Here is a 12,601-nt window from a genome sequence, read left to right on the forward strand (position 1 = left end):
ACTCCATAATTCAAAATTATTTTGTTTAGTATACCACACTTTTCCCTTGCTGAAAAGACATTCCGTGCCCGGCGGCGGGGCAAAGAACGGGCTGCAGCTGCCGCCCCTCCAGCGCCGCGTCCAGTGCGGCGGGCAGCAGGGCGAACCGGGCTTTCAGGCTCTGCGGCTTTGCCTGCGGGTCATCCTGGCCGTAGGGCACAAAGTAATAGTGCTTGCGCTGGTACAGCCGGGCAATGTTTTCTCCCGAGGCCCCCAGCCCGTCGTTGGTGGAGACGGCGATCACGACCGGCCGCCCCACCCGCAGCAGGCTCTTGGCCGCCAGCGTCACCGGCGTGTCCGAGAGGCCCGCCGCCAGCCGGGCCAGCGTGCTGCCCGTGCAGGGGGCGATCACCAGCGCCTCGGCCATGTTTTGGGGCCCAGAGGCTCCACGGCCTGCAAACTGTCCAGCACCGGGTGCCCGGTCAGGGCTTCCAGACGCTGCCGCCATTCTTCTGCCCGGCCAAACCGGGTATCACACCGGGCGGCAGCAAAACTCATGATGGGCAGCAGCTCCCAGCCCCGGGCCGTCAGTTCCCGTACCTGTTCCAGTGCGGTCTCCAGCGTGCAGAAGCTGCCGCAGACCGCAAAGGCACAGCGTCGTTTCTCGTTCATCGTGCTCCCTCCCTTTCGCGCAGCATCTCACATACCGTCCGGGCCACGATCTCCCCGGCTGTTTCCGGCGCGCAGGCAGCGGGCAGGCTCAATGCATGGATGGCCTTGTGGCCGCAGCGGGCGGCGGCATCAAAATCCGTCCCACCGGGGCGGGAAGCCAGATCCACGATCAGGCTCCCGGGCCGCAGCCGGGCCAGCACCGGAGCCGTGAGCACCTGCGCCGGGATGGTATTCACCACCGTGTCAAAGGCCGGGGCCAGCCGGGCCAGCCGGGCCAGCTCTGCCCCCTGCATCCCCAGGCTTTCCGCCTGTGCCCGCTGGGCCGGGCGGCGGGCTGCCACTGTCACATGCGCCCCCAATGCCGCCAGCCGGGTGCCAACCGCCTGCCCCACCGGGCCAAATCCCAGCAGCAGGACCGCGCTGCCCCACAGGGTGCGTTTGCGCTGGGCCAGCAAAACGCCGATGCACCCCTCCGCCGTGGGGATGGCGTTGCGGATGGCCAGCTCCTCCCGGGCAAAGTAATCCACCAGCTCCACCCCGGCTTCCGCCGCAATGGCCTTTGCTTCTTCCGAGAGCATCCCGCCCAGCGCCAGCGCCCCGGGCGTGCCGCCCGCAGCAGCTCCGCCAGCGGGGTGCGGGCCGCGTCCAGCGGCAACGGCAGCAGGATATAGTCTGCCAGCGCGATCTCTTCCGGCCCCTCCACCGCATACCCCGCCCGGGCCAGCGCCCGGCCTGCCGCCAGCTGCCGGGCATCGCTGCCGATCACCGCAAAGCGTTTTTGTCGTTCCATCCAAAAGCCCTCCTCCCCAAAGCCTGCGCCATTCTATGCACAGGTAGGGAGGAGGGTGACGGACGCAAACAAAAAGCCCCGGAGCGGGGCCGTAAGGCTCACTCCGGGGCAAATATGCAATTTTTAGTGGATTGATTACTTTGCTGCCTTAGTAGCTGCCTTAGCAACAATAGCAACATAATCGTCGCCAACAACCTTGACACCGATCTCAATCTTCTTGTCGCTGTTCTTCGCAGAGGTAGACAGAACGACATCAGCCTTCTTAGCCTTATCGCCCCAGCTGTTTTCCTTGGTTGCATCGCTGGGCTTTTTGACGATCACATAGTTGTAAACGACATTGCTAATAGTGATGATGCCGCTGCTTTCCTTCTTATCCTTGTTCTCGTCCCAAGCCTTCTTGGCCTCGTCGTCCAGATCGGTCTTGTGCTTGTAAGAGACAGCGCTGACAGCGTTCAGCTTGTTGACCAGAGCTTTCTCAACCAGGTTGTCGCTCACTGCGCAGCCAGTCAGCATGGTCAGAGCCATAACGCAAACGAGGGCAGCGGCCATCAATTTCTTAAATGCTTTCATTGTTGTATCCTCCGTAATCAGATAGTTCCCCAGAAACGGCCCGCCTTGTGCGGGCAGTTTGCTATGTTAAATTCAGCATACCCCTTTTTGTGGCAATTGTCAAGATTTCACTGCGTTTTCATCATTTTTACCAATCGGTACGGTGAGAAAACAGCGATATGACCAGTTTCGCCCCGGGGCCGCCAAGGCATTTTCCGCACGGACACACGCAAAAAGCTCCCCCGGCAAAACGCCGGAGGAGCCTGCGATTTTATTGGGTTTTTTATCTGATCTCTCGGGGCGTCCCTGACTGTGCGCACGCCGGGAGATTACTTCAGGAACTTTGCCACCGCGCGGGCCACGATGCCGCCCAGAATGCCGGAGACGAGGAACTCCATCATACCCTGCACGCCGACCAGCAGCACCACGAACATGAACGGGTTGGCCGCGCCCTTGGCAGCCACGATGTTCTGGATGTAATCGCAGCCGTAGAATGCCAGCACGATGTAGCCCATGAAGAACAGGGTGTTGAGGCCGGGAGCGCACATGGCGGAAACGATGTAGCTCCAGGTGCCGGGCTTGTCGAACCGCTTGAGGCCGTTGAAGACGAGGCCCACGCACAGGCCCATCAGCACACGCATTCCCACGCAGAGGATGAACGTGTTGACAGGGCTCACCTGGAACAGGGCGCCCGTCATGGCCGAAGCGCCGGTGACAGCGTCATAGAAGCTCACCGCGCCGAACACGCCGCCCAGGATGGCACCCGCCGCCGGGCCCATGGTGATGGCACCCACGGCGATGGGGAGCGTCAGGAAGCTCATGTAAAGCGGGCCCATGGGCACGCTGCCCAGGCCGACGGCTTTCATGACCAGCTCAATGGCGACCAGCAGTGCCAGCCGGGTGAGAGTACGAAGATCGTTATTCTTTTTCATAAAAATATTTCCTCCTGCTGCCGTTCCGCCCTAGATGTCGGATACGGCGCAAACCTGCCCGCAAAAGGTGCGGGGCCGTTTTTCTATTTTACTTTGGAATGCTTTGTCAGGGAACGTTCCAAAGGGAGATAACTTATGGATCACACGGGAAGCGGATGCCTGCCGAGCGGCGGGCGGCGGTCAGCACCCGGCTGACGGCAATGGAGGTATCCAGCATCCGGCTGCACAGCTCCTGGTCGCCGCCCTCAATGGCGCGGGCAAAGGCCTCAAACTCCGCGGCCAGCCGGGGGCGGCCGCCGTTGAGGTTGTAGTGTTCCTCTTTGCCGTCGTTGAGGTGCAGCGTCAGGCCGCCGCAGTAGTTGGCCGTGGATTTCTGCAGCAGATAGCCCTTGGTGCCCTGAATGACATACCGGGCCGGGGCCCCGCAGTCTTTTGCCGCCATGCTCACGGCCTTGAAGCCGCTGTAATCCATGGTCAGGATGCCGCTGGTGTCAATGCCGTGGTCGATGTTGGCCGCGTAGTTCACCCGGTTGGGCTCCCCGAACAGGCCCACGATGTAGCTGATGTTGTAGACATTCAGGTCCATGAGGGCACCGCCGGCGCAGTTGGGATCAAACGACGGGGCCACCTGCCCCGCACAGAACGCATCGTACCGGCTGGAATATTGGCTGAAATTGCACTGCACCAGCTTCACCGTGCCAATGCGGGGCAGCAGCTCCCGGATCTTATTATAGTTTTCCAGATACTGGGTGGTCAGCGCCTCAAAGAGGAAGACCCGTTTGTGGCGGGAGAGGGCGGCCAGCTCTTCGGTCTGGGCCGCCGTGGGGGCCATGGGCTTTTCCACAATGACATGCTTGCCCGCTTCCAGCGCCACTTTGGCATAGCGGGTGTGCTGCAAATTGGGGACGGCCAGATAGACCACATCCACCCACTGCAGCAGCTCCAGGTAGTTGGTGGTGCACTGGGGCACATGGTACCGGGCGCAGAGCTCCGCCGCCAGCGGCGCGCTCCGCTGGGTGCTGCACAGCGCCTGCACCTGAAACGGCGAGTCCGCCCCGGCCAGCCAGGGCAAAAACTCCTTGACGATCATCCCGGTGCCCAGGATGCCAAGCTTCATCTTCTGTTCCATTCTTCCTAGTTCCTATCCTGTTTGCTCGTGTCAGCCCGCCTTGGCCTCCGTCTCGTGCCGCTCCCGGCGGAATGGCCGATGGCGGCGGAAGTTCTGCCCGTGAGGCTTGCGCCTCCGGCGGGGTGATGGTGCTGCTGGGGCGCGTTGAGCTGGTAGAGCAGCGCCAGCCCCTTGAGCAGCAGCTCGGGGTCATAGGTCAGCGGGTGGCGGCAGAGGGGGGTGACATACTTTGCCAGCCCGCCGGTGACCACCAGCGTGGCCGGGCGGCCCAGCTCCTCCTCAATACGAGCGGTGATACCGTCCAGCAGCACCGCCGTGCCCAGCACCGAGCCGGAGAGCATGCAGCTCTCGGTGTTGGTGCCGATGGCGTTTTTGGGCGAGGAGAGATGCACCTGCGGCAGCTGGGCGCAGCGCTCCCCCAGTGCCCGCAGGCCCGTGGAGAGCCCCGGGCAGATAACGCCGCCCCGGAACACCCGGTTCTCGTCCACCACATTAAAGGTGGTGGCGGTGCCCAGATCGACAGTGATCACCGGCAGCGGGAAATTGGCCGCCGCGTAGGCCGCGTCCACAATGCGGTCCTTGCCCACGGCGTGGGGGTCGGGCACCCCCATGGTCAGCCCGGTGCGGATCTCCGGCGAGACGATGACGGGCTTTTTGCCCGTGTAGTGGCGGGCACACTCGGCCAGCGCCCCCGTGATCTGGGGCACGACACTGGTCAGCACGGCCCCCTCAAACCGGACGGGCCGCTCCGGGTGGCGGCGGTGGGAAAACACTTTCTCCATTTCGGCACGGTACTCCGCCGCCGTGCGGGTGCGTACCGTGTCCATGTGGGCCACAAAGCATACACGTCCGTCCTTGATGCCCCCCAGGGCGACGGTGGTGTTGCCTATATCAATGGCAAGAATCATATTGAAACCTCATTCAGCAAGGGTTTTTAATTCAAGTTATTTTACCGCATTTTCCCGCAAGATACAAGCCCATGCAAAGATTTTGTTGTGCTGGCGGAACTTTTGCATTATACTAAGGAGAGGAATCCCAAAACACAGGAGGTTTTTTGGATGGATCTGCACGGAAAATGCGTCCTTTTGGGCGTCAGCGGCGGCATTGCCGCCTATAAAATGGCAAACGTGGCCAGCGCACTCAAAAAGCTGGGGGCCGACGTGGAAGTCATCATGACCCGGAACGCCACCCAGTTCATCACGCCCCTCACCTTTGAGACCCTGACGGGCCACAAGTGCATGGTGGACACCTTTGACCGCGATTTCAAGTTTGAAGTCACCCACATCTCGCTGGCCAAGAAAGCCGACGTCATTCTGGTGGCCCCGGCCACGGCCAATGTCATTGCCAAGATGGCTCACGGCATTGCCGACGACATGCTCACCACCGTGGTGCTGGCCGCCAAGTGCCCCAAGCTGGTCTCCCCGGCCATGAACACCGGGATGCTGGAAAATCCCATCACCCAGGACAACCTCAAGACGCTGGAGCACTACGGCTTTGCGGTCATCCCCTCCGAGAGCGGCCTGCTGGCCTGCAAGGATGTGGGCAGCGGCCGCCTGCCCAAGGAGGATGTGCTCATTGAGCACATCCTGCACGCCATCGCCAAGCCCAAAGATCTGGCAGGCCTGCACATTGCCGTGACCGCCGGCCCCACCCAGGAGCCGCTGGACCCCGTGCGCTACCTGACCAACCATTCCACCGGCAAGATGGGCTATGCCGTGGCCCGCGCCGCCGCCATGCGGGGTGCGGACGTCACCCTCATCCACGGCCCCACGGCCCTGCCCCCGGTCAAGTTCACCGAGGACGTGCCCATCACCACGGCGCAGGACATGTACGAGGCCGTCACCAGCCGCTTTGCGGACATGGACATCCTTGTGATGGCCGCTGCCGTGGCCGATTACCGCCCCGCCACCGTGGCCGACGATAAGATCAAGAAAAAGGACGGCGACCTCTCCATCCCCGTGGAGCGCACCGCCGACATTCTGGGCACCATCGGCCCCCGGAAGACCAAGCAGTTCCTCTGCGGCTTCTCCATGGAGACCCGCGACATGGTAGAGAATTCCGCCGCCAAGCTGAAAAAGAAGAATCTGGACATGGTGGTGGCGAACAACCTCAAGGTCTCCGGTGCCGGGTTCGGCGTGGACACCAACGTGGTCACGTTCATCACCCCGGACGGCACCCGGGAGCTGCCCCTGATGAGCAAAGCCGACGTGGCAGACGCCATCCTGGACGAAATTTTAAAGCGCCGCGGCCACTGAGACATAAAAAAATACGCCTTGCGTCTGCAAGGCGTATTTTTTATGTCCGTTTACTGGTTGCCGGCCACCATCATCTTGCTGGCCTTATAGATATCACCGCAGCCCAGTGTGATGACCAGATCTCCCTCGCGGGCGTTCTGCTTCACCCAGTCGGCAGCCTCTTCCAGGCTGTTGACCAGCACGGAACCGGGGATCTGTGCCGCCAGCTTCGCGCTGGTGATGGTGGGGTCGTTGGGCTCGCGGCTGCCCATAATGGGGGTGATGACCGCGATATCGGGGATCTTGAGCACATCCACAAAGTCGTTGAACAGCATCTTGGTGCGGCTGTATGTAAACGGCTGGTGGACGGCGATGAGCCGCTTGTACCCCAGCTCCTTGGCGGTGTTCAGGGTCGCGCGGAGCTCGGTGGGGTGGTGTGCGTAATCGTCCACAACCACCGCGCCGTTGCACTCGCCGTAGACCTCAAAGCGGCGGCCCGCGCCCTTGAAGCTGGCGGCAGCTCGGCGCACTGCTCCACGGTCAGGCCCGCAAAGCGGCAGACGGCGCACATGGCCAGCGCGTTGTAGATGTTGTGGCGGCCCGGCACGGCCAGACGGATATGGCCCGTGACCTTGCTCCACTCCTTGAGGTCGAACTCAAAGAAGCCGGGCTTGTATTCCTGCACGTTGATGGCCTGATAATCGCCATCGTTCTCAATGCCAAAGGTGCGCACGCGGCGGTCCAGCGTGTACATGACGTCCATGGTGTTCTTGTCGTCCGCGTTGGCGAAGATCATGAACTGGGTCATCAGGGCAAAGCGCTTGAACGCAAACTTCAGCTCGCCCATGCTGCCGTAATAATCCAGGTGGTCATTGTCGATGTTCAGCACCACAGAGAGGTAGGGGGTCAGCTTGAGGAACGTCTCTGCAAACTCGCAGGCCTCAATGACGATGTCGTCGCCCTTGCCGGCCTTGCCGTAGCCGTGGATGAGGGGCAGCTTGCCGCCGATGACCGCGGAGGGATCCCTGCCCGCCAGCTCCAGCGCCGTGGTGATCATAGAAGTGGTCGTGGTCTTGCCGTGGGTACCGGAAACGCAGATGCTCTCCCTGTACAGGCGGCTCACGTAGCCCAGCAGCACGCTGCGCTCAATGGTGGGGATGCCGTAGGAGGAAGCGGCGTTCAGCTCCACGTTGTCCTTTGCAATGGCGGCGGAGTACACCACCATGTCCACGCCGATCACATTGTCCGCACTGTGGCCCAGCGAGACCTTGACTCCCATCTCCCGCTCCGAGCGGATGATGCTGCCGTCCAGCACATCGCTGCCTGAGATCTCATAGCCCTTGGCGGCCAGGATCTGGATCAGCGGGTACATGCCGCTGCCGCCGCAGCCGATGAAGTGGATCTTTTTTACATTGTCCAGCAGGTGCTGGTTGTAATCGGTAATGAACATAAAAGGCAACCTCCAATAAATAAAACGGCCGCAAGGCAGACCGCATCCATCTTAATATTCAGGGTACATACCATATTATATAATTTTTAGAAGACAAAATAAACACTTCCGAGCGAATTTTCGGAAAGAACCATAAAATCGGCCATTCTTTTGTGATAACTGTACAGAAACCGCAAAACCGGGCTGTTTTTTCCGGCACTTCATAAAAGATTTACATTCATTAGCTAACAATCCTGAGCAATCTGTGATATACTAGGGTAAGATATTTTTCTATTTTGCCGTGGCGGCGCCCCGGCCGGAAAAGAGGAGAACCCCATTGAACATTAAGATCACCGCTGACAGCACCTGTGATTTGTCCGGGGCGCTGCTGCAGGAGTGGAACATTTCGCTCATGCCCATGCATATTCTCATGGGCGAGGAGAGCTATCTGGACGGCGTGAGCATCCGCCCCGCCGATGTATTTGCCCATGTGCAGAACGGCGGCAAAATGCCCAAATCCGCCGCCGCCAATCTGGTGGAGTATGCGGATTTTTTTGACCCTTTTGCCAAAGAGTATGACGCTGTCATTCACATCTCGGTCAGCTCCAAGCTTTCGTCCTGCTACCAGAACGCCTGCCTGGCCGCCCAGCAGTTTGAGAATGTCTCCGTTGTTGACAGCCAGAACATCTGCACCGGGCAGGGCTATCTGGTCTTGCAGGCCGCCAAGTGGGCCGCCGATGGCCTGCTGCCCCGCAATATCACCATGCGGCTGCAGAACCTCGCCAAGCGGGTGCAGCTGAGCTTTGTACTCAACCAGCTGGACTATATGGCCAAGAGCGGCCGCTGCTCCGGCGTGCTGGCCTTTGGCGCCAACATTCTGGGCATCAAGCCCAGCTTGGCCGTGGTGGGCGGTGAACTGAAAGTGATGAAAAAGTACCGTGGCAGCCTGCCCATCTGCGTGGGCAAGTACATCACCGACCAGCTGGACGGCCGGGACGACATCGACACCAGCATGGTGTTCATCTCCTCCTGCCAGCCCAAGCCCGGCTGCATGGAGGCCGTGAAAGCCGGCCTGAAAAAATACGGCAAATTTGAGCAGGTCTACGAGACGGACATTGGCACCACCATTGGCGGCTACTCCGGCCCGGGCACCATCGGCATCGTGTTTGCCACCAAGAATTAAAGCAGAAAAGTTTTAAACAGGAACGGCCCCGCCGTGTGGAAAAATTTCCATACTGCGGGGCCGGTTTGTGTCTTAAGCGAAATATTCTTCTGCGATCATCTGTAATTGCTGCCGGATCACCGCAAAATCGCAGTTCAGGTCCAGCGTCCGCACTGCGATCTTATTCCCGCTCATCCGGTAAGTCCTAGATGGCAGCGGAAATTCCTCATCTGTTCTCGCATACAGCAGCATTCCTGAGACTTCATGCGGGACGTTCCCATAGCTGCTGTCCCGGTTTTTCACATAGGTGAAGATCTGGTAGAGGTTGCCCGAATGGAGCGTGTGGACATCGTACTGGGTCTGCATGGTGTGGGCATAATATTTTGCGTCGATGATAAGGACTTTCTCCCCTTTGGAGAGGGTGATGTCACTCTGCATGATGGGCAGAAACTCATCCTGCTCGTCGTCCAGGTCCCATGCCACCTGAGAGGCTGCCGCGTGCAGCTCCGGAAACTCTTTTTTGTAAAATGAGAGGATGAATTTTTCGTACAGGTGGCACATCCGCTGTTCATCCAGAAAATCCATCACCCGCATCGTCCCACCGGTCTGCGTCTGCAGCAGCCCCTTTATGACCAGATAGCAGACCGCCATCAGCATCCGGTAGGTCTGGTTGCTCCGGTCAAACCGCAGATGCCACTGGATCGCCGTCACCCGCACTTCGCTGACATCTCCAAAGTAGAGTAGCAGCTTTCGCAGCTTCTTTTTCCGCTCACGGGAAACATCCGCACGCAGCAGCAGGCGCAAGGTCGCTTTCAAAATGCGGTTCATCTCCGTATCCACCGAAAATTCATCGTAGGTGCATACCAGCTGTTTGTTCCGGATGGTCTGGTCTTTGATGGATGCGGTGAGGTCCAGTTTGCCCCGTGGGCTTGCCAGTGGTTCCGTTTTTTCCCGGTATTCTCTGCCCAGTCCACGCTTGAGCTGAGAGGAAACACCCTTTTCCAGAATTGCGGCACAGAGGTCCGCCGTATTCTGAAAGTTCTCCGCTGCCACACTCCGGTAGCCCTGCTCTTGCAGCACCTGAAACGCGTAGGACAGCATGTAATAAATATTCTGAATCGGTATCACCGAATTGCACTCCTCAATTTTCCGGCCCAGTCGCGTACTTTTTCCGGCTCATCAAACCAGTATTCCCGTAGCAGGGGGATCAGCTCATACTCCACGATGGCATTCAAGTGTTCTGCATCGGTCGTTTCTTTTGTCCGGTTGCAGAAATAGCTGTGTCCGATGCAAAAGCCCTCGCCAAGCGATTCGTCCGCTGCAATGGCCGCATTCAGCCGCAGCACACAGGCGATCAACCGGTCAAATGCATCGCTCTGCAACTCTTCCTGATAGGCCCGGAAGCCCTCGGTCTCAAAGCCCGGCTTCAGATCAACAAATGCAAACCGACGGCGAAGCGCATAATCCAGCATGGCAAGGCTCCGGTCCGCCGTATTCATCATACCGATCAGGTAAGCATTCCGTGGCACCGAGAATTTTTCGTCTGCGTACAACAACTGCAGCGGAATGCCGCGCTTGTCGTTCTCGATCAGCATAAACAGCTCGCCAAAAATCTTGCTCAGATTTCCACGGTTGATCTCGTCAATGATGAAGAAATAAGCCCGGTCTGTATCGATTTCTGCTTTTTTGCAGAAATTGTAGAATACTCCCTTTTTCAGTTCAAAGCCTGTGGCCGTCGGGCGGTATCCCATGATAAAATCCTCATAGGAGTAGCTCTGGTGGAACTGGACCATCATCACACGCTCGACGTCTTTTTCTCCCATGATAGAGTAAGCCAGCCGCTTTGCGGCATAGGTCTTGCCCACACCCGGAGCGCCCTGCAAGATAATATTCTTCTTGATTTTCAGAATATCGACCAGTTTTTCGTAATCTTCCTGCTGCATGAAAACATCCTGTAAAAAGTCGTCTTCTCCATACGGCGGGTAAGTCTTTTCCACTTCTTCTGGTTCGTCATTCAGGTCATCTGCAAACAGGGCATTCAGCTTTTCCACATATTCGGTATAGGACGTCACATCCGTCAACGTTTTCAGCACCGCCTGCCCCGGGTGCTGCCATTCTCCGTGATGCGTCCATTTTACATCGCGGATGTTGTTATAGGTATCCGTCCGGCTTGCATCAAAACGATACGCCGACTCGACCACACCACGGCCAATGATCTGGTTCCGCCCCTTTTTGACAAAAACAATATCGCCCGGCTTCATCTCGTTGGCAAACTGCCAGGTCGCATGGGCAGCATTCCGATAGGAGAGATTCTGGCCATAGACCGCTTTCATCCGCTCTTTCATCGCCTCTTTGGAGGCAAATTGCTTTAAATCGCCAATTTCACCCCAGCCAATGGCCATAATGCCTTTTTGATAGAACTCCTCCCACTTGTCCGCTCCATTTCCGGGCGCGTAAAGCCAATAATGAACCGTATCAACATTTTCGTCCGGCATGGCAGTAGGCTCCATTACAGCTTGCAGCGGCGCATCTCCCGCAGTCTTTTTCTCTTCATTTACCTGCTGAGAATAACGCCATGCCTCTGTAGACAGCTCTGCAAAATTATGCTGCGGGCATTTTCCACTTTCCAGATAGCTCTGCACTTTATCCGCAATTTCAAAATATTGCTCTGCGCTCATTTTCCCGTCGATTTTGGGCAGCACGGCCACCAGCTCCTGCGGCATCTTTCCGGATTCATACAAATACCATTCGTTCCGGCTGTCCAGATTTAAGTAAACATCCGGCGCGATCCAGTAAAGCCCCATGGTAATTTTGCTGTTGCCATTCCCCTTTTTGTTGACTACAACATCAAAACTCTTGGCTACACAGCTTTTGCTGCATTCTGATTTTTCCACTGCATAGCGCATAGCCCCTGTGTAGAATATCCACAGGTCTTCAATGTCATCTTTCCCCCGCCCCGGGAGGAAATAATAAAATGTTGCATTCTGATTGTTCAGCACCGGAATGCCATCAAAATTTGCGGGCAGGTCTGCTGAAATTTCCAGCTTCTGCAACAAAGCCGCCAAGATTTTTCGGCGCTTGTCTTCCCGCATGGAGCTCTTATTAAAAAGCCCGAACACCGTAAAGGGGTCGATATCTACCAGTTGGCTGTTCTGTTCCAGCTTTGGCATATTGAGCCCGGTCTCCGCAAAGATATCATTGACTAACTGAACCAACGGCCTGCGGTCGCCGTAAAATTGCAGTAGCTTCTGCGCAATTTCTTTATAAAGCGGAATCCACTCATATTGTGCCATTTCAACGTCCCCTTTTCATGCATTTTCTTTATTATACCCGCACTCTGGTTTTTCCACAATCCGCAGACACAACAAAAAAACGCCCCAAGATTTCTCTCAGAGCGTTTCCCTGCAAAAGCAAAGCCCTCGAGGAAGATCCTCGAGGGCTTTTGATCAAGTCGGCGACTACCTATTTTCACGCGCCGTTTCCAGCGAACTATCTTGGGCACGAGTGAGCTTAACTTCTGTGTTCGGAATGGGAACAGGTGGAACCTCACCGTCATCGTCACCGACCATATGACTGACCAAGTATAACACATCGTGCTATCTTTGTCCAGTATTTCTAGAAGGACGTGCCTTCAAAACTGAATAATCACTGCTCACATTTTTTCGTTGACTCTTGAGAGTCTCAAGCGAATTGTGGTCAAGCCCTCGATCTATTAGTACACTCTT

The 12,601-nt window shown here is 57.6% G+C and carries 11 protein-coding genes, 1 rRNA gene and 1 pseudogene; 2 read left to right on the plus strand and 11 right to left on the minus strand.

Annotation, left to right across the window (positions count from 1 at the left end; translation table 11 throughout):
• Positions 1-25: 25 nt before the first annotated feature.
• The 6 genes and pseudogenes from DXA70_RS08980 to DXA70_RS09005 form a co-directional block, all read right to left on the minus strand.
• A pseudogene (locus DXA70_RS08980) lies at positions 26-651 on the minus strand (dipicolinate synthase subunit B).
• Complete coding sequence (locus DXA70_RS08985; RefSeq protein ID WP_243001264.1) at positions 648-1,445, minus strand: NAD(P)-dependent oxidoreductase; 798 nt, start codon at positions 1,443-1,445, stop codon at positions 648-650. The pseudogene DXA70_RS08980 and the gene DXA70_RS08985 overlap by 4 nt, the downstream one beginning before the upstream one ends.
• Before the next feature lie 131 nt (positions 1,446-1,576).
• Positions 1,577-2,011, minus strand: a complete 435-nt coding sequence (locus DXA70_RS08990; RefSeq protein WP_128118261.1) for a hypothetical protein — start codon at positions 2,009-2,011, stop codon at positions 1,577-1,579.
• A 308-nt stretch (positions 2,012-2,319) separates the two neighbouring features.
• On the minus strand, positions 2,320-2,922 hold the full coding sequence (locus DXA70_RS08995) for an ECF transporter S component (RefSeq protein ID WP_128118262.1): 603 nt from the start codon (positions 2,920-2,922) through the stop codon (positions 2,320-2,322).
• A gap of 133 nt (positions 2,923-3,055) precedes the next feature.
• Positions 3,056-4,051, minus strand: a complete 996-nt coding sequence (locus DXA70_RS09000; protein WP_278321327.1) for a Gfo/Idh/MocA family oxidoreductase — start codon at positions 4,049-4,051, stop codon at positions 3,056-3,058.
• Between the two features lie 5 nt (positions 4,052-4,056).
• Entirely contained in the window at positions 4,057-4,959 is a 903-nt protein-coding gene (locus tag DXA70_RS09005; RefSeq protein ID WP_243001265.1) for a type III pantothenate kinase, read from the minus strand.
• A gap of 150 nt (positions 4,960-5,109) precedes the next feature.
• Between DXA70_RS09005 and coaBC the strand changes: the two genes are divergently transcribed.
• Positions 5,110-6,306, plus strand: a complete 1,197-nt coding sequence (coaBC, locus tag DXA70_RS09010) for a bifunctional phosphopantothenoylcysteine decarboxylase/phosphopantothenate--cysteine ligase CoaBC (RefSeq protein ID WP_022256317.1) — start codon at positions 5,110-5,112, stop codon at positions 6,304-6,306.
• A gap of 50 nt (positions 6,307-6,356) precedes the next feature.
• On the opposite strand, the gene DXA70_RS14480 is transcribed toward coaBC, so the two are convergent.
• The gene (locus tag DXA70_RS14480) at positions 6,357-6,737 is read right to left on the minus strand and encodes a cyanophycin synthetase (RefSeq protein ID WP_243001266.1); all 381 of its coding nucleotides are present in this window, start codon (positions 6,735-6,737) and stop codon (positions 6,357-6,359) included.
• Positions 6,692-7,735, minus strand: coding sequence for a Mur ligase family protein (locus DXA70_RS09015; RefSeq protein ID WP_243001267.1), 1,044 nt, complete (start codon positions 7,733-7,735; stop codon positions 6,692-6,694). The genes DXA70_RS14480 and DXA70_RS09015 overlap by 46 nt, the downstream gene beginning before the upstream one ends.
• A gap of 316 nt (positions 7,736-8,051) precedes the next feature.
• Here DXA70_RS09015 and DXA70_RS09020 point away from each other — a divergent pair, with 316 nt between their 5' ends.
• Positions 8,052-8,897 carry a DegV family protein gene (locus DXA70_RS09020; protein ID WP_112115990.1) on the plus strand — a complete coding sequence of 282 codons (846 nt, stop codon included), beginning with the start codon at positions 8,052-8,054 and terminating at the stop codon, positions 8,895-8,897.
• 72 nt (positions 8,898-8,969) lie between these two features.
• Here the strand turns inward: DXA70_RS09020 and mcrC are convergent, their stop codons facing one another.
• The 3 genes from mcrC to rrf form a co-directional block, all read right to left on the minus strand.
• Entirely contained in the window at positions 8,970-10,004 is a 1,035-nt protein-coding gene (gene mcrC / locus DXA70_RS09025; RefSeq protein ID WP_128118263.1) for a 5-methylcytosine-specific restriction endonuclease system specificity protein McrC, read from the minus strand.
• On the minus strand, positions 10,001-12,169 hold the full coding sequence (locus tag DXA70_RS09030) for an AAA family ATPase (RefSeq protein ID WP_128118264.1): 2,169 nt from the start codon (positions 12,167-12,169) through the stop codon (positions 10,001-10,003). The genes mcrC and DXA70_RS09030 overlap by 4 nt, the downstream gene beginning before the upstream one ends.
• 156 nt (positions 12,170-12,325) lie before the next feature.
• A 5S ribosomal RNA gene (gene rrf / locus DXA70_RS09035) occupies positions 12,326-12,442 on the minus strand.
• Positions 12,443-12,601: the final 159 nt, after the last annotated feature.

Source organism: Faecalibacterium sp. OF04-11AC, from assembly GCF_003460645.1.
In the GTDB taxonomy this organism is placed as follows: domain Bacteria; phylum Bacillota; class Clostridia; order Oscillospirales; family Ruminococcaceae; genus Faecalibacterium; species Faecalibacterium prausnitzii_I.

Bases quoted from the DNA above. Each gene is read 5' to 3' on its own strand.
- DXA70_RS09015 (WP_243001267.1), bottom strand. From the start codon at position 7,735: ATGTTCATTACCGATTACAACCAGCACCTGCTGGACAATGTAAAAAAG.
- DXA70_RS09005 (WP_243001265.1), bottom strand. From the start codon at position 4,959: ATGATTCTTGCCATTGATATAGGCAACACCACCGTCGCCCTGGGGGGC.
- DXA70_RS08990 (WP_128118261.1), bottom strand. From the start codon at position 2,011: ATGAAAGCATTTAAGAAATTGATGGCCGCTGCCCTCGTTTGCGTTATG.
- DXA70_RS09030 (WP_128118264.1), bottom strand. From the start codon at position 12,169: ATGGCACAATATGAGTGGATTCCGCTTTATAAAGAAATTGCGCAGAAG.
- DXA70_RS09000 (WP_278321327.1), bottom strand. From the start codon at position 4,051: ATGGAACAGAAGATGAAGCTTGGCATCCTGGGCACCGGGATGATCGTC.
- coaBC (WP_022256317.1), top strand. From the start codon at position 5,110: ATGGATCTGCACGGAAAATGCGTCCTTTTGGGCGTCAGCGGCGGCATT.
- DXA70_RS08995 (WP_128118262.1), bottom strand. From the start codon at position 2,922: ATGAAAAAGAATAACGATCTTCGTACTCTCACCCGGCTGGCACTGCTG.